21 protein-coding genes are annotated in these 19,581 nt (G+C 35.9%); 13 read left to right on the top strand and 8 right to left on the bottom strand.

Annotation, left to right across the window (positions count from 1 at the left end; genetic code table 11):
- Positions 1-24: 24 nt before the first annotated feature.
- The 4 genes from JFT95_RS02275 to JFT95_RS02290 all read right to left on the bottom strand — a co-directional run bounded on the left by JFT95_RS02275 (position 25) and on the right by JFT95_RS02290 (position 4,562).
- Positions 25-1,134, bottom strand: a complete 1,110-nt coding sequence (locus JFT95_RS02275) for a GerAB/ArcD/ProY family transporter (RefSeq protein ID WP_201051267.1) — start codon at positions 1,132-1,134, stop codon at positions 25-27.
- Between the two features lie 12 nt (positions 1,135-1,146).
- Complete coding sequence (gerYC, locus tag JFT95_RS02280; protein ID WP_201051268.1) at positions 1,147-2,229, bottom strand: spore germination protein GerYC; 1,083 nt, start codon at positions 2,227-2,229, stop codon at positions 1,147-1,149.
- Positions 2,226-3,731 (bottom strand): spore germination protein, encoded by a 1,506-nt coding sequence (locus tag JFT95_RS02285; protein WP_088038947.1) that lies wholly within the window; start codon positions 3,729-3,731, stop codon positions 2,226-2,228. Before JFT95_RS02285 ends, gerYC begins: the two co-directional genes overlap by 4 nt.
- Before the next feature lie 234 nt (positions 3,732-3,965).
- A complete protein-coding gene (locus tag JFT95_RS02290; protein ID WP_002087481.1) occupies positions 3,966-4,562 on the bottom strand; it encodes a hypothetical protein in 597 nt (198 codons plus the stop codon).
- Between the two features lie 231 nt (positions 4,563-4,793).
- Here JFT95_RS02290 and JFT95_RS02295 point away from each other — a divergent pair, with 231 nt between their 5' ends.
- The 3 genes from JFT95_RS02295 to JFT95_RS02305 all read left to right on the top strand — a co-directional run bounded on the left by JFT95_RS02295 (position 4,794) and on the right by JFT95_RS02305 (position 8,256).
- A complete protein-coding gene (locus tag JFT95_RS02295; protein WP_044444615.1) occupies positions 4,794-5,354 on the top strand; it encodes a nitroreductase family protein in 561 nt (186 codons plus the stop codon).
- 117 nt (positions 5,355-5,471) lie between these two features.
- On the top strand, positions 5,472-6,887 hold the full coding sequence (gene spoVR, locus JFT95_RS02300) for a stage V sporulation protein SpoVR (protein ID WP_012260354.1): 1,416 nt from the start codon (positions 5,472-5,474) through the stop codon (positions 6,885-6,887).
- A 106-nt stretch (positions 6,888-6,993) separates the two neighbouring features.
- Positions 6,994-8,256, top strand: coding sequence for a neutral/alkaline non-lysosomal ceramidase N-terminal domain-containing protein (locus JFT95_RS02305; protein WP_201051269.1), 1,263 nt, complete (start codon positions 6,994-6,996; stop codon positions 8,254-8,256).
- Positions 8,257-8,384: 128 nt separating this feature from the next.
- Here the strand turns inward: JFT95_RS02305 and JFT95_RS02310 are convergent, their stop codons facing one another.
- Positions 8,385-8,858: a MarR family winged helix-turn-helix transcriptional regulator gene (locus JFT95_RS02310; RefSeq protein ID WP_002087475.1), complete on the bottom strand. Its 474-nt coding sequence runs from the start codon at positions 8,856-8,858 to the stop codon at positions 8,385-8,387.
- Between the two features lie 152 nt (positions 8,859-9,010).
- Between JFT95_RS02310 and JFT95_RS02315 the strand changes: the two genes are divergently transcribed.
- The 9 genes from JFT95_RS02315 to JFT95_RS02355 all read left to right on the top strand — a co-directional run bounded on the left by JFT95_RS02315 (position 9,011) and on the right by JFT95_RS02355 (position 14,670).
- On the top strand, positions 9,011-9,595 hold the full coding sequence (locus JFT95_RS02315; protein WP_002140455.1) for a DUF3238 domain-containing protein: 585 nt from the start codon (positions 9,011-9,013) through the stop codon (positions 9,593-9,595).
- A gap of 136 nt (positions 9,596-9,731) precedes the next feature.
- A complete protein-coding gene (locus JFT95_RS02320; RefSeq protein ID WP_002140456.1) occupies positions 9,732-10,316 on the top strand; it encodes a DUF3238 domain-containing protein in 585 nt (194 codons plus the stop codon).
- 241 nt (positions 10,317-10,557) lie between these two features.
- Positions 10,558-10,821, top strand: coding sequence for a metal-sensitive transcriptional regulator (locus JFT95_RS02325; RefSeq protein WP_000456201.1), 264 nt, complete (start codon positions 10,558-10,560; stop codon positions 10,819-10,821).
- An 88-nt stretch (positions 10,822-10,909) separates the two neighbouring features.
- The gene (locus JFT95_RS02330; protein WP_002140458.1) at positions 10,910-11,470 is read left to right on the top strand and encodes a sulfurtransferase TusA family protein; all 561 of its coding nucleotides are present in this window, start codon (positions 10,910-10,912) and stop codon (positions 11,468-11,470) included.
- A 38-nt stretch (positions 11,471-11,508) separates the two neighbouring features.
- Complete coding sequence (locus JFT95_RS02335; RefSeq protein ID WP_201051270.1) at positions 11,509-12,645, top strand: MBL fold metallo-hydrolase; 1,137 nt, start codon at positions 11,509-11,511, stop codon at positions 12,643-12,645.
- Between the two features lie 21 nt (positions 12,646-12,666).
- Positions 12,667-12,897: a sulfurtransferase TusA family protein gene (locus JFT95_RS02340; protein ID WP_002010727.1), complete on the top strand. Its 231-nt coding sequence runs from the start codon at positions 12,667-12,669 to the stop codon at positions 12,895-12,897.
- A 38-nt stretch (positions 12,898-12,935) separates the two neighbouring features.
- Positions 12,936-13,295 carry a rhodanese-like domain-containing protein gene (locus tag JFT95_RS02345; RefSeq protein ID WP_002010729.1) on the top strand — a complete coding sequence of 120 codons (360 nt, stop codon included), beginning with the start codon at positions 12,936-12,938 and terminating at the stop codon, positions 13,293-13,295.
- A gap of 88 nt (positions 13,296-13,383) precedes the next feature.
- Complete coding sequence (locus JFT95_RS02350; protein WP_201051271.1) at positions 13,384-13,863, top strand: DsrE/DsrF/DrsH-like family protein; 480 nt, start codon at positions 13,384-13,386, stop codon at positions 13,861-13,863.
- 33 nt (positions 13,864-13,896) lie between these two features.
- Positions 13,897-14,670: a sulfite exporter TauE/SafE family protein gene (locus JFT95_RS02355; RefSeq protein WP_201051274.1), complete on the top strand. Its 774-nt coding sequence runs from the start codon at positions 13,897-13,899 to the stop codon at positions 14,668-14,670.
- Positions 14,671-14,703: 33 nt separating this feature from the next.
- On the opposite strand, the gene JFT95_RS02360 is transcribed toward JFT95_RS02355, so the two are convergent.
- Both JFT95_RS02360 and JFT95_RS02365 read right to left on the bottom strand, forming a co-directional pair.
- Positions 14,704-15,144, bottom strand: a complete 441-nt coding sequence (locus JFT95_RS02360) for a hypothetical protein (protein ID WP_002029912.1) — start codon at positions 15,142-15,144, stop codon at positions 14,704-14,706.
- Between the two features lie 148 nt (positions 15,145-15,292).
- On the bottom strand, positions 15,293-16,498 hold the full coding sequence (locus tag JFT95_RS02365; protein WP_002140463.1) for an LCP family protein: 1,206 nt from the start codon (positions 16,496-16,498) through the stop codon (positions 15,293-15,295).
- A 314-nt stretch (positions 16,499-16,812) separates the two neighbouring features.
- Between JFT95_RS02365 and JFT95_RS02370 the strand changes: the two genes are divergently transcribed.
- Positions 16,813-17,811, top strand: coding sequence for a YhdH/YhfP family quinone oxidoreductase (locus tag JFT95_RS02370; RefSeq protein ID WP_201051275.1), 999 nt, complete (start codon positions 16,813-16,815; stop codon positions 17,809-17,811).
- 34 nt (positions 17,812-17,845) lie between these two features.
- Here JFT95_RS02370 and JFT95_RS02375 read toward each other — a convergent pair whose 3' ends face one another.
- Positions 17,846-19,501 (bottom strand): Na/Pi cotransporter family protein, encoded by a 1,656-nt coding sequence (locus JFT95_RS02375; RefSeq protein WP_061675593.1) that lies wholly within the window; start codon positions 19,499-19,501, stop codon positions 17,846-17,848.
- Positions 19,502-19,581: the final 80 nt, after the last annotated feature.

Below are 19,581 nucleotides of genomic sequence, written 5' to 3' on the forward strand. Positions count from 1 at the left end.
GTATTAACCAAATTGTATCAAATATCATGGTGTGTCGGGTGAAGATTTTTTCGACTGATTTTTGAAGCGCCATCGTAGTGAATGGAATAGAAATAAAATTGGTACATAAGCGTAGACAATATACAGACCAGCTTGAGATAGTATTGTATTTAATGTATTGATACTCTCACGGTTTGTGAAAAATAAGGATGAAATAAATATAGCTGCAATAAAAAATGGAAGTGTAATTTTAAATGGTACGTGAAAAGACCTTTTACTAATGCAACAAGAAGACCAAATTGTTAAACAAAGATTAGGTAAAATAATAAGATACCACATGAAAATAATGATGTACTCAAACCTTTGGATAAAAGGAATCTTTATGATTTTTAGCATTGTTAATGTTGGCCAAATTGTATGATGTAGTTGTCCTTGGCTATAGTACATAAGGGAAATGATGGCTAGTATTACGTATAGAATTGTTGTAAAAGCAATACCACCGTGCGCCCATTTATTTAATGATTTGTCTTTTTTTATAAATGGATAAAAAACAAGAATTGCTTCAAATCCAAGAAATTCTAATGCAGATGATTTCGCTGCAGTTAGAATTTCTAAAGGTGAATGAGTTAGAATTGGGAGAATGTTACGGACATGCGCGTATTTCATTGGGAAAACTAAGAAAAATAGGACGAAAATCGGTATTACGACGCCCCAAAAACACATTCCTGTTACAGAGCGAAAACCACCTTTAATTACGTAGTAAGTCACAAGTAAAAATAATAAAGTTAATTTCCACGGTTTAATTGTAGGGAAGACCCAAACTTGAATGACTTCAATATATGTACGAAGGACAGTAAGGCAAAATAATAGAAGGTATGCAGCAAAGCATACGGACAAAAATGTTCCAAGCCACTTTCCGAAACATGTCGTATGAATATTCATTAAATCATTATCTTTTTCTAACATTTTAAGCATGCAAAATAGCACGATATGAGTTGCAATGCCCGCAACAATAAGAGAAATCCAAGAATCATAACCGGCATATTGCGCAATAATCCTTTGGTATCCTAACACACCTACTCCAATTTGAAGGGAGTGTAATAGAAGAAATGTGAAATAAGGGGAAACAGTATGTGTTTTATCTTGACCAGCCATTACAGCACCTCACTATTCTCCGATACCAGATTGTACGACATTAATTTTCACATTAACTGCAACGTCTACGCTAGGATACATTTCTTGAATTTGTTTCATGCTCCATTTTCTTGAGTGACTACGAATTTCTTCACGTATACCGATTGGATCGATTTCTTTTTCTTGGAATTGTTTTATTAATTCGTTTAAATGTTTTTCAAGTGTCTTTTCTACATGTTTTTTTACGTAAGTTACATTTTCGCTCTTTGATAAATCAAGCCAGTCAGGGGAATTTTTTATAAGTCCATTTAATTTCAGTCGAATGTGAACTTTCGGAATGTCACCGGCGTCGGAAAGGGAACAAACACTATTTCCAGATAAGTTTTGGGTTGCGATTAAGCCTTTATGTTTACCTTGACGTATCGGAACTTCGTAACGTCCATTGTTAGTTGGATTAATGAGTAATTTAAATAAAAAAGATCCTGTTTTATCTGTATACATAGCTACTTTATCCTTTTTTAAAAAAGCGAGTCCTTTAATGGAAGCAGACTTGTCTTCTGCAACTTGAATGTAAGGAAGAAATGGATCACAGCCAGATGAATAAAAATTATATAGAAAAATATTTAAAGCCATCCGAGGGATTGTCTCCGTTTCTATATTTTGCTCCAATAAATCAGATAGATATAGCGATCCATTTGTTTTGACATGTTTAAGTAATTCTTCTGTTGAACCGTCTACAAGCGCTAGCTGCACATCTCGGCCAATGTTAGGGTCACGTTGTAAGTTGTTAATAATGTCTCCGATTCCACGTTCACCGAATGATTTTCCAAATAGGACAACGCGCATTTGACCTACAGCAATCGTATGTGGTGATTTTGCGTTTAGAAGTGAAGAGATTGTTTCAATGGTACCAGCGGTAGTGGATTGAGTTTCTGGTTTTGATTGCACTCCTTTTGTGTAATCTGGATAGAGAATCGTCCCACGAAATTTCTTCTCTTTCGTTATATCGAATCCACCCACATGAATAATCCGCTGTGTATCTACTATGTTAGATTGTGTACAGCCGGATAGAAAAATTAAAATGATAATGGAAGAGCGTAATAAAATATCTTTCATTTTTCCTCACCGTCGCGTTTTTCTTTCGCTTGGTTTGGATCATAGCGCCATTTCTTCTTTGGTCTTAGAAAAGAAGCCCGTCCTGCAGTTTGACTAAATGGAAGACGAAGGAGCCCCTCAGCTGTACCTAACCCGCGAAATGGATATAAAGGTAATAAATAAGGTGATCCAAGTGATTTTAAGCGAATTAAATGAGCTAATATGAATACAAATCCGACGATTAGCCCTACACCTCCAAATGCTCCAGCTAAAATGATGAGAGGAAATCGTAATATCCGGATAGTGGAAGACATTTTTACTGTTGGTGTTGTAAAAGAAGCAAGTGCAGATAACGCAACCGCAATTAATAAAATAGTACTCGTTAAAGCAGCCTCAACAGATGCCTGGCCAATGACAATCCCTCCAACAATACCAATCGTTTGACCAACTTTAGTCGGTAAACGAGCTCCAGCCTCGCGCAGTAATTCGATTGTAATTTCTAAAAAAAGTGCCTCCAAAACAGGTGGAAATGGTACATTGGCTCGGGAATAAATAATTGGTCCAAGTAAATCTGCGGGAATCATTTGATAGTGATACGTTAATACAGCTGTATAAATAGCTGATGAAAATAGAGAGAATGCTGCTCCGAAAAAACGAACCAATCTAAGAAATGAGCCTGCTATCCATGGTAAATAATAATCTTCTGGAGATACGAAGAAATCGAGTAATGTCGCCGGTCCAGCTAATGCGTATGGTGAACCATCTGTTAAAATGACAACACCACCATTAATGAGTGCATAAACAGAACGATCTAAGCGCTCTGTAGGTAGTAAAACAGGGAAGGGCGAGTTACTATTATCGCTAATAAATTGTTCGATCATAGTCGCATCGAAAGGAACATCAAAGTCAATGCCTTGTAGGCGCTGCATCGCAGTATTAACGTGTTGCTCATTTGTAATGCCTTCGATGTAAGCAACTACGACCTTTGTTTTTGATATAGAACCAACTATAACTTCTTTGAAAACTAATTGTTCTGTTACGATATTTCGCCGAAGTAAGTGTATATTTGTATCGATATTCTCAACGAAGCCGACTTTTGGACCGATGACACTATATTCATTCTCTGTATCGTTATATAACCGTGTACCTAAAACCGAACTTTCAGCACGAATAAGTGCATATTCTGCTGAGTGAGAATCATTTTTTAGCTGAATAAGTACATACCCACTTAATAATTTTTCACGAATATCATCAATAGAAGGGTTGGTGATGATGTCCTCGAGTGTGACGATATTTGCTATATCACTTATATTTTCAATGTGATCTAATTCTCTTTTAATAGGTGTTAAAATGAATCGATTAATGAGGAGTGATTCAGCTGTAGATTTATAATAAAACAAACACAATGTTCCATCGTCTACTACGTTATAAGACACGAAATCACTGGATTCTTTCATAGTGTGGATAAACTCCGGAATAGAACAGAGTGCTTTTTTCTTCTTTTTAGATGATACACGGAACATTTCCTCACCCCTTACACACATCATTTACTTGTGTTAGTTTTTGGGAAAGACGGGAATTTATACTTGAAAATTGAAAGTTCATAAAGTGAAGGCTAATAATCTGGATTTTACGGGCAGCACGACTCCCACCTAACTTCTTTGCTCCAGCCGAATTTTGAGGTGGGAGTTTTACTACCCAGAAATAGCGGGATAAAGAAAAGGAAGAGTATTGAATATCTCTTCCTTTTTGACAGGCTAATTTGTTTTCTTTTCTTTAATAGACTTCACTAATTTAATCATTTCTGCCCGTATATCTTCTTTTTTAACATTTAATTTTTCCGCAATTTGTTTAATATCCATCCCATCTTTTTTCATTTTTAGTACATCGTCAAGAGGGGTATTACTTTTTTGAGAGATGATTGTTAACACGGTAAGTTGGCGTAAGCCGATATTATATTCTTTCATTTTTTGTTTCAGTCCATCTGGTGTGGACTTTTGCATATTTGCTAATTTTTGCAGTAGTGCTTTTTTCGTTTCTTTATTCATATGATGCTTTTTCAATTTACTTGGGTCTACACCGAAATGCTCGGCTGTTTTCTCCCAAGATTTATTTTGCTTATAGTAAGCTAAAACGTCCTTAATTTCTTTTTTACTTATTCTTGCAATGTGGGCAGCTTTCCAAATTTCATGTTTATTATAGCCGAGTTTTTCGAGCGACTGCATTTCTTCTTCTGAAATAGGCTTATGATGGTGCATTGTTACTTCTTTTGGCGTGGCAGCGGAAGCAGGAAAGACAGATATCCCGCACAATAATGCTGCCATAGTCATACTTACTGCGATTTTCTTGTACATATAAACTCCTCCTAGATGGGTAATGTGGAAAACTTACACATATCATTTCCATAAAATGTGAAAAACTTGTGAACAAGTTAAGTTTTTTTATTCACAGTATAAAAAGAAGTTTTTCATGGTTTTCCAACATAAAACATTGATTAATAGTGAAAAACTAGGTTATAATCGAAATTGAAAATCAATATCAATGACGGATTTATACATATAGATAAAAATAAGGGAGAGAAAAATATGACTACATATACTTCCATCGCAAACGTTATTAAAGAAAGACGTTCTGTTCGTACATTTACAAATAAAGCAGTAGAAAAAGAGCTATTAATTGAACTATTAAACGACGCAACATGGGCACCGAATCATAAACACCGTGAACCATGGAATTGTAAATTATACATTGGAGAAGGCCGTCAGAAATTAGTGGACGCAGTACTAAACTCTTTCACAGAAGAAGAAAGAGCAAAACGCGGCAAAATTTTATCTGATCGTTTCTTAAGCACACCTGCACAAATCGTTGTTTACATTAATGAAGATCCGCGTCAAATTCAACGTGACGAAGATTACGCTGCAACATGTGCATTTATGCAAAACTTCCAATTACTTGCTTGGGAACGCGGATTAGGCTGTGTTTGGAAATCAGGTGGATTAAACTACAATCCACTATTTATAGAAGGAATCGGTTTAACAAGAGGTCAACGCATCATTGGAATTCTTCATATCGGCTATTTCGATAAAGCACCAGAAGGAAAAGCGCGTACACCGATTACGGAGAAGATGGAGATCATAGAAGGTTAATTAGAAAGAGGCATTCTCGTTTTTTAAGAGGGTGTCTTTTTATTATGCAATCAATCCTCATGAAAGCTTGTTCCTTATCATACACTTTCTTAAGGGAAAGTGTAAGGAGGGAAAATAATGAGAGCAAGTGATGATAAAGCACTACAATATGCGATTGCTGAAATTACGGAAATTGCGACTGGATTTGGTCTTGATTTTTATCCGATGCGCTATGAAGTATGTCCAGCGGAAATTATCTATACATTTGGTGCATATGGGATGCCGACGAGGTTTTCGCATTGGAGTTTTGGAAAGCAATTTTTCAGAATGAAATTACAATACGATTTAGGACTTAGTAAAATTTATGAACTCGTTATTAACTCTAATCCATGTTACGCCTTTTTATTAGATACGAATTCTTTAATTCAAAATAAATTAATCGTGGCGCACGTTTTAGCACATTGTGATTTCTTCAAAAATAATATTCGTTTTTCTAATACGAAGCGCGATATGGTGGAGAGTATGGCAGCGACAGCAGATCGTGTGAAGGCGTATGAACATAAGTATGGAAGAGAAGAGGTAGAAACATTTTTAGATGCCGTACTTGCCATTCAAGAACATATTGATCCATCGCTTATGCGTCCGAAACTTGCATGGAGTATTGAAGATTTAGAAGAGGATGTAGAAAAGAAAAAGATATCACAGTACGATGATTTATGGAATTTAGATGATCGAAACAAAAAGAGAGAACGACCTAATATGCATAAAAAGAAGAAAATCCCACCGCAGCCAGAAAAAGATTTACTCCTCTTTATTGAAGAATATAGCCGTGAGCTAGAAGAGTGGCAGCGCGACATATTAACGATGATGCGTGAAGAAATGTTATACTTCTGGCCACAGCTTGAAACGAAGATTATGAATGAAGGTTGGGCTTCCTTCTGGCATCAACGCATACTTCGTGAAATGGACTTAACATCTGGTGAAGCAATTGAATTTGCGAAATTAAATGCAGGTGTCGTACAGCCATCAAAAACAAGTATTAATCCATACTACCTCGGTATTAAAATGTTCGAAGATATTGAAGAGCGCTATAACAACCCGACAGAAGAAATGAAACGACGCGGTGTGAAACCTGGTTCTGGTCGTGACAAAATCTTTGAAGTACGGGAAATTGAATGGGATGTATCGTTCCTAAGAAACTATTTAAATAAAAAACTTGTAATGAGAGAAGATATGTACTTATTCCAGCGCCAAGGAAAAGAATATAAAGTAATTGATAAAGAATGGGAGCATGTACGCGATCAACTCGTAAATATGCGCACAAATGGAGGTTTCCCGTACTTAGTAGTAGAAGATGGAGACTACTTAAAGAATGGGGAATTGTACATTAAACATAGCTATGAAGGAATTGAGTTAGATTTAAAATACTTAGAAAAAGTATTACCGTATCTTCATCAGCTATGGGGAAGAACAGTGCATATGGAGTCGATGGTGGAGAGTAAGGGTGTTGTATTTTCTTATGATGGGAAGATGGTGCATCGGAAGTATGTGTGATGAAAAGAACGGACATAGAATTTCTTGTCCGTTCTTTTTATTTTGAAAATGGTAAATATGCTATTCTTGAAGAAAGGGAGTTACATATAGAAATGGAGCGATTCAAGTGAGCAAAGTAGGGGTATGTCAGGTGGATATTACGCCGCCTTTAGGTATTGATTTTATTGGATACCATAGAGATACAGGAATTAATAATATTGAAGAGCACATTTACGGGACAATCTTTGTATTTGAAAAAGATGAAGTGAAGACTGTATTTATAAGTATTGATAACATTGGAATGTTAGTAGAAGATACGAATATTATTCGTGAACGAGTAGCGAGTAGGCTTCATGTACCATTTGAGCAAATAACTGTCGTTTATACACATACTCATTCTGGTCCGGAAACAGTCGGTGATCATCCTTTAATAAAGTCGTATAAAACGATTTTACTAAATAATGTAGTGCAGGGTGTTATTACTGCGAATAATAATATGCGGTCATGTGAAGTTGGGTGGGATGTTACGACAGGTGATATTGGAGTAAACCGAAGAGAGAGGACACCTGATGGAAAAGCAAAGATGGGCATAAATATAGAGGGTATTGTAGATAAAAGAATTGGTGTTTTAGCAATGAGAAATGCTGAGTCAAAGGAGTTAGCTGGGGTCATTGTATTTTGTACTGCTCATCCGAATGTTTTAAAAGGGGATAGCGATGTATTATCAGCAGATTATCCTGGAATGACGCGAGAGATTCTGGAGAAAATAGTAAACTGTCCTGTTATTATCGTTCAAGGTGCCACTGGAAATGTGAATGCGAAGTATCGTGGTTCACAGGAAGCATTAAAACAAATGGCTTACGTACTTAGTGGACATGTGTTAACGATATTACCAACAGTTACATATAGACCAATTGTAAAGCTAAGAACTATTTCGAGTACGATGCAAATGAGATTGAAGGATCTGCCCGAAATTGATGAGATACGAAGAATGGCTCGCTCAGCTGAGAGGCAGTGGGGTGTGAATACGGATGAATGGCTTACTATCGTTTTAGAGAAATATAAGCAAGGTATTCGGCAGTTAAGTATCGATTTAGAAATTCACATGTTTCAAATTAATGAGGGGATGTTTTCTGGTATACCGATGGAACCTTTTTCAGAAACTGCTGTGGAAATGAAAGAGAGTCTTCAAAATGAACTAGCTTTCTTTGGTGGCTATACGAATGGATATATTGGTTACTTACCGACAAAAGAGGAGTATGCATATGGTGGGTATGAAGTGGAATTAAATCCTGTTGTGTATGGGCCGGTTACAAATTTGTTGATGCCGCCAGCGGAGAATACGGCAGAGTTGATCGTGCAGAGAGTTACGGAATTATATAATGTATAAAATATGGGTATCCCATATATTTAAAACAAAATTTAAAGGAATCAATGATTTTAATAAAGCTGTAAAAAACGAATCCATTTTGAAAAAGAATAATCAAAATGGATTCGTTTTTTATATGGAGTTTTTGTTTACCAAACAGGTCGTATGCTCGATGATAATTTTCCTGTATTTTCTTTAGTAACGAATGTTGTTAAATCCTCTTTAAGCATTTGCATTCGTTCTGCACCTATGTTTGCAATCCATCGTTGTTCTATTTCAGCTACTATTTCTTCTTTTGCTTTCATTACTGCTAAACCACGCTCGGTTAAAACAATAATTTTACCTCTTTTATCAGTAGGATGCGTTTGGCGCGTGACATAACCACTGTTCTCAAGAGAATCTACCATTTTACTTATGGCTTGTTTTGAAACCCCTAAATATTCAGCTAGTTCTATACCGGTTGCTCCATTAGGAAGGATACGTTTGAACATAAAACCGTGTGCGGGCCTAATATCTTCAAATCCCAATTCACTTAATTTGTCGTGTAGTTCAGTAATTAATGTACTGAAGGATAGTGATAAAAGTGAAGTAAGATCTAGTTCGTTAAGTGTTTGATGAGTCATGTATATAACCTCCTTACTTATAGTCAATTGAATTGACTATAAGTAGAATCTATTGTACTATACAGGATATAGTCAATCAAATTGACTATATAATAGTAATAGAACAAATAATGATTTATCTAAATAAAATCAATGAATTATGGAGGTTTCACATGGTTAATATCGTTAAAATTAGAGGGAGTGTATTTGCACCGTATGCTTTGCTGAAACCTATTCAGGATCCTGCGACGGGAAGAGTGTTTGAATATGCCGGAGATGCACGTGAATTTACACCATACGCTGTGAACACAAAGCGTTCAAGATTAGAACAAGAAGTGGTTGTTGATTTTTATAAAAGAGAAATTTTCACATATGCAGATGCTTGTATCGTTACTGTGAAAATTACAAATCCAGATGGCTCAATTGAGTATCAAAAAGGAGAAACAAGTACAGAAAACATTGCATGTACAAATATTGTATGGAGTGAAGATGAAGTTTCATTTGAAATGAGAGCAAGTGCAAGTAATCCGTTAAACGCGGCAGCACCTGCAGCTGATTATTTTTTGACTATACGAGTTAATGAAAGTGGTACTGTGCATGTTGAAGGTTTACATGATGGTTTTCCTTGCTATGAATTTTATAAACAAATCGACTTTGGTTCATTTGAATTAATATATACACATGATTTCAGGAAAACGGATGATACCCCAGCAGCACTAGCTGGAGAAATGGAATATAGCTTTAAAACGAAAATCTAGATATAAATATAGCGCTATTTTTTAGAAGGAAGTAGCAAACGTAAAAGAGAAAGCTATTGGTTCTAGGATTGAAATTGTGGTCTATTTTATTCAATAGCATGCAGTATATAAAATTAGAATTATAGGGGTGTTTCTTATGACGAATATCGTTAAAATAAGAGCCAGTGTATTTATTCCAATGTCTTGGACAGAACCGCGGAAGGATGCACAAACAGGGAAAGTAATCCAGTTTGAAGGTGATTCACGTGAATTTACACCACATGCGGTAAATACTATGCGCTCTAGAGTTGAGCAAGAGGTAGTAGTGGACTTTTATAAAGAAGAAGTGTTTTCATATGCAAACACGGGTATTACGACAGAGAAGGTCACAAATCCAGATGGTTCTGTGAATAAAAGAACAGGAAAAGCGAGTACTGAAAATATTGTTTGTACGGATATTTCATGGAATTCTGATGGTGTGCAATTCAAAATGAGTGCAAGCGCTAGTAATCCGTTAAATGTGTATGCCCCTCCTGTGGACTATTTATTAACTGTATGTGTGAACAAGGATGGTAGTATCGATATTCAAGGGGAACATGATGGATTCCCTTGTTTCGAATTTTATAAGCAAGTAGATTTCGGTTCATTTGAACAAATTTATACACATGATTTTAGAGAAACTGGTGATACACCTGAAGCGTTAGGTGGAGAAATGGATTATAGTTTTACAAAGAGGTTATAGGAAGTATGACAATGGAACGATAGATTCCTTCATTCGTAAATGAAATGAATTAGTTGGACTACAATGCAGTGTAGTTAAGAAATGCAAAAGCCAATAAAATCAGTGGCTTTTGCATTTTTACTATACTCTAGGAGATTTCAAAAAAATAAACCACTTTACAATATACCCTTAAGGGTATATGATATTATACAAAGTTACAAAGTAATGTATAATATAGTTATAATTACGGAGGTGATCTACAGTGGAATATAATCAAGATATGAAAAATAGATTGAAACGTATTGAAGGTCAAGTTCGTGGTGTGCTTCGCATGATGGAAGAGGGAAAAGATTGCCGAGATGTTATTACACAGTTAACTGCATCCCGTTCTGCACTTGATCGTACAATTGGACTCGTTGTTGGAACAAATTTAGAGCAATGTTTGCGCGAGCAGTTTGAAACAGGTAATGGTTCAAATGAAGAGTTAATTAAAGAAGCCGTTCAATTACTTGTAAAAAGCCGATAATCTGTCAAACGTATGTGTTGACAGATTTTCAAAAACATTTTATTATACCCCTACAGGTATATGTATGCTGATTAGGGAGGAAATGATTATGAGTATAAAAGTTGATATGAATTTAGACTGTAAAGGCTTGGCTTGCCCGATGCCAATTGTGAAGACAAAAAAGGCGATGGAAGGGTTGGCATCAGGGCAAGTTATTGAAATAGAGGCGACAGATAAAGGTTCTATGCTAGATATTCAAAGTTGGTCAAGTAAAGTAGGGCATCAATATATCGGAACGAAACAAGAGGGAGATATATTAAAGCATTATGTACGAAAATCCCATGAACATGAAGTAAATGAAGTTGTGAAGTATCCTCATACAATTACGAATGGGGAATTGCAAGATCTATTATTAAGTGGTGAAGAGTGTATTGTAGTAGATGTTCGTGAAGCGGCGGAATTTGCCTTTGGTCATATTCCATCTGCCATTTCGGTTCCATTAGGTGAAATAGATAGTGCTATGTTAGACAGTGCGAAACCAATTTATGTTGTTTGCCGAACTGGTAACCGTAGTGATGTAGCTTGCCAAGTGTTGAAAGAGAGAGGTTTTTCAAACGTGAAAAATGTCATTCCAGGTATGTTAGAGTGGCAAGGAAATATAGAAAAATAAAATTTTTTAAATATAAATATACCTCAAGGGGTAATTGAATGAGTGTTAAACTGTTACAAGCAAAAGGTGTCGCAGAGAAAGTTTTATTCGGAGAATTGTTTATTTTAGATGTTCGTAATGAAACGGACTATGAAGATTGGAAAATTGAAGGGAAACAAGTTTCTTCTATAAATAAACCGTATTTTGACTTATTAGATGGTGTAGATCATATTGTAGATGAATTGCCGAGGGAGAAAGAAATTTTAGTCGTATGTGCGAAAGAAGGTTCTTCGCAGTTTGTCGCAGAGCAATTGTTACATGCCGGATTCAATGATGTTTATTATTTAGCTGGTGGTATGAAAGCTTGGAGTGAATATGTAAAGCCGTTAAAAGTAGGAGATGTACAGGGCGGAGGAAGTGTATATCAATTTAACCGTCTTGGAAAAGGCTGTTTATCTTATATGATCGTCTCAAACGGTGAAGCAGCAGTTATTGATGCAGTCAGAACGGTTGAAGCATATGAAGATTTTGCGGAAGAGCATGGTGTTACTATTACGAATGTCATGGATACACATTTACATGCAGACCATATTTCTGGAGGACGTAAGTTAGCTGAAAAAGTAGGTGGTACGTATTGGTTACCTCCAAAAGATGCGGAGGAAGTCGTTTTCTCATATAAACCGCTTGTTGAAGGATCTGTTATTACGGTGGGGGGTACCAAAATTGGAATTGACGCATTACACTCACCGGGGCATACGATTGGAAGTACATCATTTATTGTAGATGATTCCTATTTATTATCAGGCGATATTTTATTTGTAGATTCAATCGGGCGTCCAGATCTTGCTGGGAAGGCGGAAGACTGGGTAGGGGATTTACGAAATACTTTATATAAACGTTATAAGGAATTATCTCAAGATTTAATTGTTTTACCAGCTCATTATTCAAAAATAAGTGAAATGGACGACAGAGGCATTGTGAGTGCGCATTTACAAGATTTATTTAAGGAGAATGTAGGGTTAAATATTGCCGATGAGGTAGAGTTTCGTAAAACTGTGACAGAGAATTTACCGCCTCAGCCAAATGCATATGAAGAAATTCGTCAAACGAATATGGGGAAAATTCATCCGAGTGTGGAAGAAGAACGTGAAATGGAGATTGGCCCAAATCGTTGTGCAGTTCATGATTCATTATAAAATAACAAACTGGAGGAATAGATGATGAATGTAAAACAAGTATTAGATGCGAAAGGTTTAGCATGTCCAATGCCGATTGTAAGAACGAAGAAAGCGATGGATACTTTACAAACTGGAGAAGTGTTAGAAGTACATGTAACGGATAAAGGATCAGTAAAAGATATTCCAGCATGGTCAAAAACAGGCGGTCATGAAATAGTAAAGCATAATATAGAGGACGATGTGCTGAAGTTTTGGATTAAGAAGGCGTAGTGAAGAACTAGTTTTGTAAAGGCGGAGAGGTTGGTTATATGAATACAATATTAAGTACGCTTTTCATTGTAATTGCTGTATGGTTTGTTATTTCACGTTTTTTACCGGTGAAAGGTGTTCAAAATATAAATGGAAAAGAATTAAAGAGTATAGTGGGAAAACAGGGAAAGCAGTTTATCGATGTTCGTACAGTAGGTGAATATAGAGGAAATCATATGAAGGGATTTCAGAATATCCCGCTAAATGAGTTAGCTAGTAGAGCAAATCAATTAGATAAAAATAAGGAAATAATCGTTATTTGTCAGAGCGGGATGAGGAGTAAGCAAGCAGCAAAAGTATTAAAAAAATTAGGGTTTCAGCGCGTTATCAATGTTTCAGGTGGCATGAACGTTTTGTAAGGAGAAAGTAGGATCAGGTGTAGCTAGATAATTTGAGCCTTTTTACAATTTTTAAAATACCCCTACAGGTAATTAGGAGGAGAACAACATGGAACAACAGAAGAAAACAACAATTGTTTTATTTAGCGGAGATTATGATAAAGCGATGGCTGCTTATATTATTGCAAATGGTTCAGCGGCGTACGATCATGAAGTGACTATTTTTCATACTTTCTGGGGTTTAAATGCTCTTAGGAAAGAGGAGCATGTGAAAGTAAAGAAAACATTTATAGAGAAAGTGTTTGGAAAAATGATGCCGCGCGGCGCTGATAAGATGGGATTATCAAAAATGAATTTTGCTGGTATGGGGCCAAAGATGATTAAAGGTATTATGAAAAAACATAATGCGATGCCTTTACCAGATTTAATCGATTTGGCGAAAGAACAGGGAATTAAACTTGTAGCTTGTCAAATGACAGTAGATTTATTAGGGTTAAAAGAGGAAGAGATTATGGATGGGGTAGAGTTTGCAGGAGTAGGAGCTTATTTAGCAGATGCTTCGGATGGGAATGTAAACTTATTCATTTAATTCACCTTCTTTTTAGAAGGGAGGGGATGTAAGATGAGCTTAGTCGTATTACTTTTTATAATTGGGTTTATAGGATCGTTTATATCAGGAATGGTTGGAATTGGCGGTGCAATTATTAATTATCCGATGATCTTATACATTCCGGTATTGCTAGGAGTTGCTGGATATACATCACATGAAGTGAGTGGTATTACAGCGATTCAAGTATTCTTTGCAACTTTTGCAGGCGCGTGGGCGTACAGGAAAAGTAACGATATGGATAAAACTTTAGTTGTGTATATGGGAGCTAGTATATTAATAGGAAGCTTTGTAGGTAGCTTTAGTGCGAATCTATTAAATGAGCATGCTGTAAACGTTGTTTACACATTACTAGCTACTATTGCGGCTATTATGATGTTTATACCGAAGCGAAGCAATCGTAAGGGGACAGAAGGAATTACGTACAATAAGTGGCTCGCTAGTTTGCTAGCGTTTATTGTAGGAAGTGTTTCCGGCATTATTGGGGCTGGTGGTGCATTTCTTTTAGTACCGATTATGCTAGTTGTTTTAAAACTACCGATACGTACAACAATAGCAACATCTATCGCTATTACTTTTATTTCCTCGATAGGAATTACTACTGGGAAAGTGATTACTGGACAAATAGTTGTTATTCCGGCTCTTATCGTTGCGATAGCAAGTTTATTTGCCGCTCCTCTTGGAGTGAGAGTAGGGAAGAGAGTGAATCAAAAAGTTTTGCAATACGTATTGTCTACTTTAATTGTAGGAACCGCGATAAAGATGTGGGTTGATATGATATCGAAATAAAAAGATGGTGCTCTTGTAGCACCATCTTTTTATTTACGCCCAAATAACTTTCATTAAGTTCTTATATTCATCGTTTGCCAGTTTATATAGCATTCTCGTATGTTCAAAGACAAGTGCGGGATTAAAGTTTGGTTCTGAGAATGCAAGAGATGTTGAAATATCAATTGCATTTTGTTTGTTTAGCGTGAATTTTGCAAATCGATAAGATGTGTTTAATTCATTGATGACATGTAAAATATCATTTGTTGATGTTGAATCAGGTACAAGAGCAACATTGAAGCAGTATATATCCACAGCAGGATGTTCGCTTTGGAAAGCAGCGATAAGTTGAATTTTTGCGCCAGCTTCTGTTTCTAATCCTACTGAAAAATGTACCGAACCATCATTTTCATCTATATTTTCTTCCATGTATATATCGTTTGATTTTAAGTACTCTTTAAAATCTGAAATGTTATGTTTTACTGCAGCTTTCATATGCGTGGGCCCCCTGATAATTGGAATAGATTACTACTATTTATTATAATTTAAAAATATTAAAAAAGATAGTTGGAAAGTTCTGATTTTTTATTTTGAAAGCATTAAAAAGAAGCAGTGCTCTACCTCCATAGAGCACTGCTTCACTTTATTCATTGTCATTAGACGATGTTTCTGTATCTTCACTGTTATTCTTCTTATTTTGAGTTTCATCGTTACTTGATTCGCGTTCACTCGTATTTTCAGACGTAGATTCTTTTGTTTTCTCTGAGTTTGTTTTTTTCGAATCAGAATCAGATTTTGTATAGGCAGGTAGTCCAAGGTGACTACGAAGTTCGTTTGTAACATTAGCTAATTCTTTTTTATCTGGATTGTAGTAGTAAGTTCGACCACCACCAGCTGACTTACTACATGTATCATCACCTTTTGCCATGTAACAATCTTCACCTTGAAGTTGTAATTTCTCAATTTCCGAATCCGATCCATATTTATAGAATGAAAGCATGTCATCGAATGTTAAGTTTGTAACGAATTGTCCGTTAATATCATCAATGATGTTACCAACTTTTGTTACGGATCCAACGCTTGTTAGTTTCTTTAAAATGGCTTCGATAACGAGTTGCTGACGTTGACCACGCATCGCATCACTATCAATGTGCCTTGTTCTAGCAAGAGCAAGAGCTTCTTCACTATTTAACTTTTGAACACCTTTTTTCAGGTGAATTGCTTCGGCGTTATCATTACTATCTTGTTCAGTAAACTCAACTGGTACGTCAACTTCAATGCCGCCTAAATCATCAACGATTTTCATGAATGATTTAAAGTTGAATTTTACAAAGTAATCGACGGGAACATTCATTAATTTTTCAACTGCATCAATACTAGCTTGTGGTCCACCATCTTTTCCGTTTTTAGTAGAACCAAATGCATGAGCGTGTGTAATTTTATCTTTTTTCTTTTCTACTGGAATATAAGTATACGTGTCACGTGGAATACTTAATAGCTTTACAGTTTTGCTATCTTTATTAAACGTTGCAAGTAATAGTGCATCCGTTCTTATAGCTTCACCATATTCTTTCCCACGGACATCGCTTTCATCAACACCCATTATTAAGACAGAGACGTTATTTGTAATAGGTTTTACAGCTTTAGCACGTAAATCAGACTTATCACCGCGTGCTAAATCGTGAGCGGCGTTTCGAACAGCAGAGGATGCTTTATTTACTAAAAACCATGTATAACCGCCACCTATTATTAAAACTAATAGAATAACGCTTATAATAATTTTTGTTTTTTTCTTACCTTTTTTCGGTTTATTGCGTGTATTTTCTTGCAAAGATGGGTTTTGCTCCATTTCTTGTACTCCTTCATTTGAATTGAAATACGACACTCATATCCACTTATTATAATGAAATTTAGCGAAAAAAAACATTACAAATCATTTACATTTCGTAAAAATTCAATTTATTTATAAAAAGTCAGATTTTCTATATTTTATTTTTAAGATGTAGAACAAGTATAATGTGTTTTAGTAGAAATGAAAATATGTAATGTGAGAAAGTGATAGAGAAGTAAGATTTGTTGAAATATAGCCAAGAAGATGTGATTAGCTGTATACGTACTTCTTATATAATAAAGAAAGATTTTACGGATGAAGGAGAGAGCATAATGAATCATACATCATTCCGAGCAATTGTCGTGAACGAAAAAGAAAATAATCAATTTGAAAGAAAGCTTGTTGAGAGAGAAGTCAATAGTTTACCTGAAGGAGACGTATTAATACGTGTTTATTATTCTTCATTAAATTATAAAGATGCCCTTTCAGCTACTGGTAATAAAGGTGTAACGAGAACATATCCTCATACACCAGGCATCGATGCAGCGGGAGAGGTTGTTAGTAGTGGGAATACCGCCTTTCAGGAAGGCGATCAAGTTATTGTAACTGGATATGATTTAGGTATGAATACTTCTGGTGGTTTCGGAGAATATATTCGCGTGCCATCATCTTGGGTTGTTCCTTTACCAAAAGAAATGACTTTGAAGGAAAGTATGATGTACGGGACAGCCGGTTTTACAGCTGCCTTATCGGTATATAAGCTCATTAGAGCAGGAATTACGCCTAGTATAGGAGATGTTTTAGTAACGGGTGCTACGGGCGGAGTAGGCAGTGTAGCAGTTAGTATTTTAGGGAAGCTAGGATATAGCGTAGTAGGGGCAACAGGGAAAATGGAAGAGGAACAGATGCTGCTACGTTTAGGTGCAAAAAAGATGATTCATCGCGCGGAGTTGAGTGATGAATCAGGAAGACCGATGCTTAAAGGAATATACGCTGGGGTTGTCGATACCGTAGGCGGAAGCATGTTAGAAAGTTCTTTAAAGGTAGTTAAGTATGGAGGCTGTGTAACAACGTGTGGTAACGTAGCAGGGCATGAATTAAATACAACTGTATACCCATTCATATTACGAGGGATTAGCCTTTTAGGAATAGATTCAGTTCAATGTCCGGTAGATGTGAGAAGAGACGTGTGGGCATTGCTAGCAGGTGAGTGGAAAAATTCAGAGCTATTATCTTATACAGAAGAATGTACATTAAAAGAATTAGATGAGAAGTTTACACTTATACTGCAAGGAAAGTTAAAAGGAAGAACGGTTGTAAAGATGAAATGAAAAAAGAGACGCTTAAATTAGCGTCTCTTTCCTATTATAATGATTGTTTTAAATTTACTTTTCCTTGTTCACCTAAAACACCATCAGCAATATTTACAGCGTGATCACCGATACGCTCTAAGTTACTTACCATATCAACGAAGATGATACTTGCATCACCTGAACAGCTACGTTCGTTCAGACGTAATACGTGACGTTTACGTAGAACACGTTCCATTTGGTCAATTTTACGTTCTTTTGCAATAACCGTTTGTGCTAGTTCAGTATCGAAGTTTGTTAAAGCATTGATTGCATCTTGTAATGTTGAAATTGTTAATTCAAGCATTTCATTTAATTCAGCTAGTGCTTCATCTGATAGTGAAACGCGGTTTGAAATTTGGAAATCTACAAGTTCTACAAGGTTTTCTACATGATCACCGACACGTTCAATATCTCCAACAACACCTGCTAAAACTGAATGTTTTTCAGAGTCTGTAGGTGAAAGTGGTTTTTCTGATAGTAAAACTAAATACTCGATAATTTTTTTATCTAAATTGTTAATAGCTCCTTCTAATTGAGTAGCCATGTTAGCGTGTTTTTTGTCTTGTGTATTTAAAAATTGATTAGCTTCTTTTAGTCCATCTAATGAAAACTCAGCCATACGAATAATTTCTTTTTGAGCTTCTGTTAAAGCAATCGCTGGAGATTGCTCAATAAAGATTGGATTTAAATGCTGTGGTTTGAAGTTAATAGATGCATCTTCACCACGAATAAGTTTTGTTACAATCCATGCTAATACTGCAATGAATGGGAACTGAATGATTGTATTCGTTACGTTAAACGTCCCGTGTGCAAATGCAATTGTCATTTCTGGATTTAAGTTTAATGACGTTTGGAAATATTGAATTAAACTTGTAAATGGTATTAATATAATCGTAAAGATAATGGTACCGATAATATTAAAGATAACGTGAACTAATGCTGCACGTCTTGCTGCAATTGAAGTACCGATTGCTGCTAATACGGCTGTAATTGTCGTACCGATGTTATCACCGAACAATACAGGAAGAGCAGCTTGTAAATCAATAGCACCCTGGCCGAATAGTTCTTGTAAAATACCGATTGTCGCACTTGAACTTTGTACAATTAAAGTGAAGACTGTACCAACAACAATTCCTAAAATTGGATTATCACTCATGCTAACCATTAATTCTTGGAATGACTCTAAAGAACGAAGAGGCTTCATACCTGCGCTCATTAATTCTAAACCGAAGAATAACATACCAAACCCAAATACGACTTGACCTAAAGACTGTACTTTTTTATTTTTAAAGAAGAATAGTAAGATTGCTCCAACTGCCATAACTGGGAGAGCGTATTCTCCGATTTTAATCCCGATAATAAATGCAGTAACTGTCGTTCCGATGTTCGCACCCATAATAACACCGATTGCTTGTCTTAATGTCATAAATCCAGCACTTACAAGTCCGACTGTTAAAGCGGTTGTTCCTGAACTTGATTGAATTAATACTGTAACTAACATACCTGCTAGTACACCCATAAGAGGGTTTGTTGTAAAACGATCTAGAATATCGCGAAGACGATCTCCAGCTGCTTGTTGCAGTCCATCGCCCATGTATTTAATCCCGAATAAGAAAATACCTAATCCACCAATGAACTGGAAGATCATATCTTGAATATTGTATTCCACGCATTCCACTCCTTAAATTTCATGTACGATGTAATTATTAACTAAACCTTGAGGCACTGTAAACGGTTTATCAGTAAAAT

Source organism: Bacillus sp. TH17 (assembly GCF_016651125.1).
Taxonomy (GTDB): domain Bacteria; phylum Bacillota; class Bacilli; order Bacillales; family Bacillaceae_G; genus Bacillus_A; species Bacillus_A mycoides.

Coding starts and splice junctions, on each gene's coding strand:
- JFT95_RS02275 (WP_201051267.1), bottom strand. CDS start 1,134: ATGGCTGGTCAAGATAAAACACATACTGTTTCCCCTTATTTCACATTT.
- gerYC (WP_201051268.1), bottom strand. CDS start 2,229: ATGAAAGATATTTTATTACGCTCTTCCATTATCATTTTAATTTTTCTA.
- JFT95_RS02285 (WP_088038947.1), bottom strand. CDS start 3,731: ATGTTCCGTGTATCATCTAAAAAGAAGAAAAAAGCACTCTGTTCTATT.
- JFT95_RS02290 (WP_002087481.1), bottom strand. CDS start 4,562: ATGTACAAGAAAATCGCAGTAAGTATGACTATGGCAGCATTATTGTGC.
- JFT95_RS02295 (WP_044444615.1), top strand. CDS start 4,794: ATGACTACATATACTTCCATCGCAAACGTTATTAAAGAAAGACGTTCT.
- spoVR (WP_012260354.1), top strand. CDS start 5,472: ATGAGAGCAAGTGATGATAAAGCACTACAATATGCGATTGCTGAAATT.
- JFT95_RS02310 (WP_002087475.1), bottom strand. CDS start 8,858: ATGACTCATCAAACACTTAACGAACTAGATCTTACTTCACTTTTATCA.
- JFT95_RS02315 (WP_002140455.1), top strand. CDS start 9,011: ATGGTTAATATCGTTAAAATTAGAGGGAGTGTATTTGCACCGTATGCT.
- JFT95_RS02320 (WP_002140456.1), top strand. CDS start 9,732: ATGACGAATATCGTTAAAATAAGAGCCAGTGTATTTATTCCAATGTCT.
- JFT95_RS02330 (WP_002140458.1), top strand. CDS start 10,910: ATGAGTATAAAAGTTGATATGAATTTAGACTGTAAAGGCTTGGCTTGC.
- JFT95_RS02335 (WP_201051270.1), top strand. CDS start 11,509: ATGAGTGTTAAACTGTTACAAGCAAAAGGTGTCGCAGAGAAAGTTTTA.
- JFT95_RS02340 (WP_002010727.1), top strand. CDS start 12,667: ATGATGAATGTAAAACAAGTATTAGATGCGAAAGGTTTAGCATGTCCA.
- JFT95_RS02345 (WP_002010729.1), top strand. CDS start 12,936: ATGAATACAATATTAAGTACGCTTTTCATTGTAATTGCTGTATGGTTT.
- JFT95_RS02350 (WP_201051271.1), top strand. CDS start 13,384: ATGGAACAACAGAAGAAAACAACAATTGTTTTATTTAGCGGAGATTAT.
- JFT95_RS02355 (WP_201051274.1), top strand. CDS start 13,897: ATGAGCTTAGTCGTATTACTTTTTATAATTGGGTTTATAGGATCGTTT.
- JFT95_RS02360 (WP_002029912.1), bottom strand. CDS start 15,144: ATGAAAGCTGCAGTAAAACATAACATTTCAGATTTTAAAGAGTACTTA.
- JFT95_RS02365 (WP_002140463.1), bottom strand. CDS start 16,498: ATGGAGCAAAACCCATCTTTGCAAGAAAATACACGCAATAAACCGAAA.
- JFT95_RS02370 (WP_201051275.1), top strand. CDS start 16,813: ATGAATCATACATCATTCCGAGCAATTGTCGTGAACGAAAAAGAAAAT.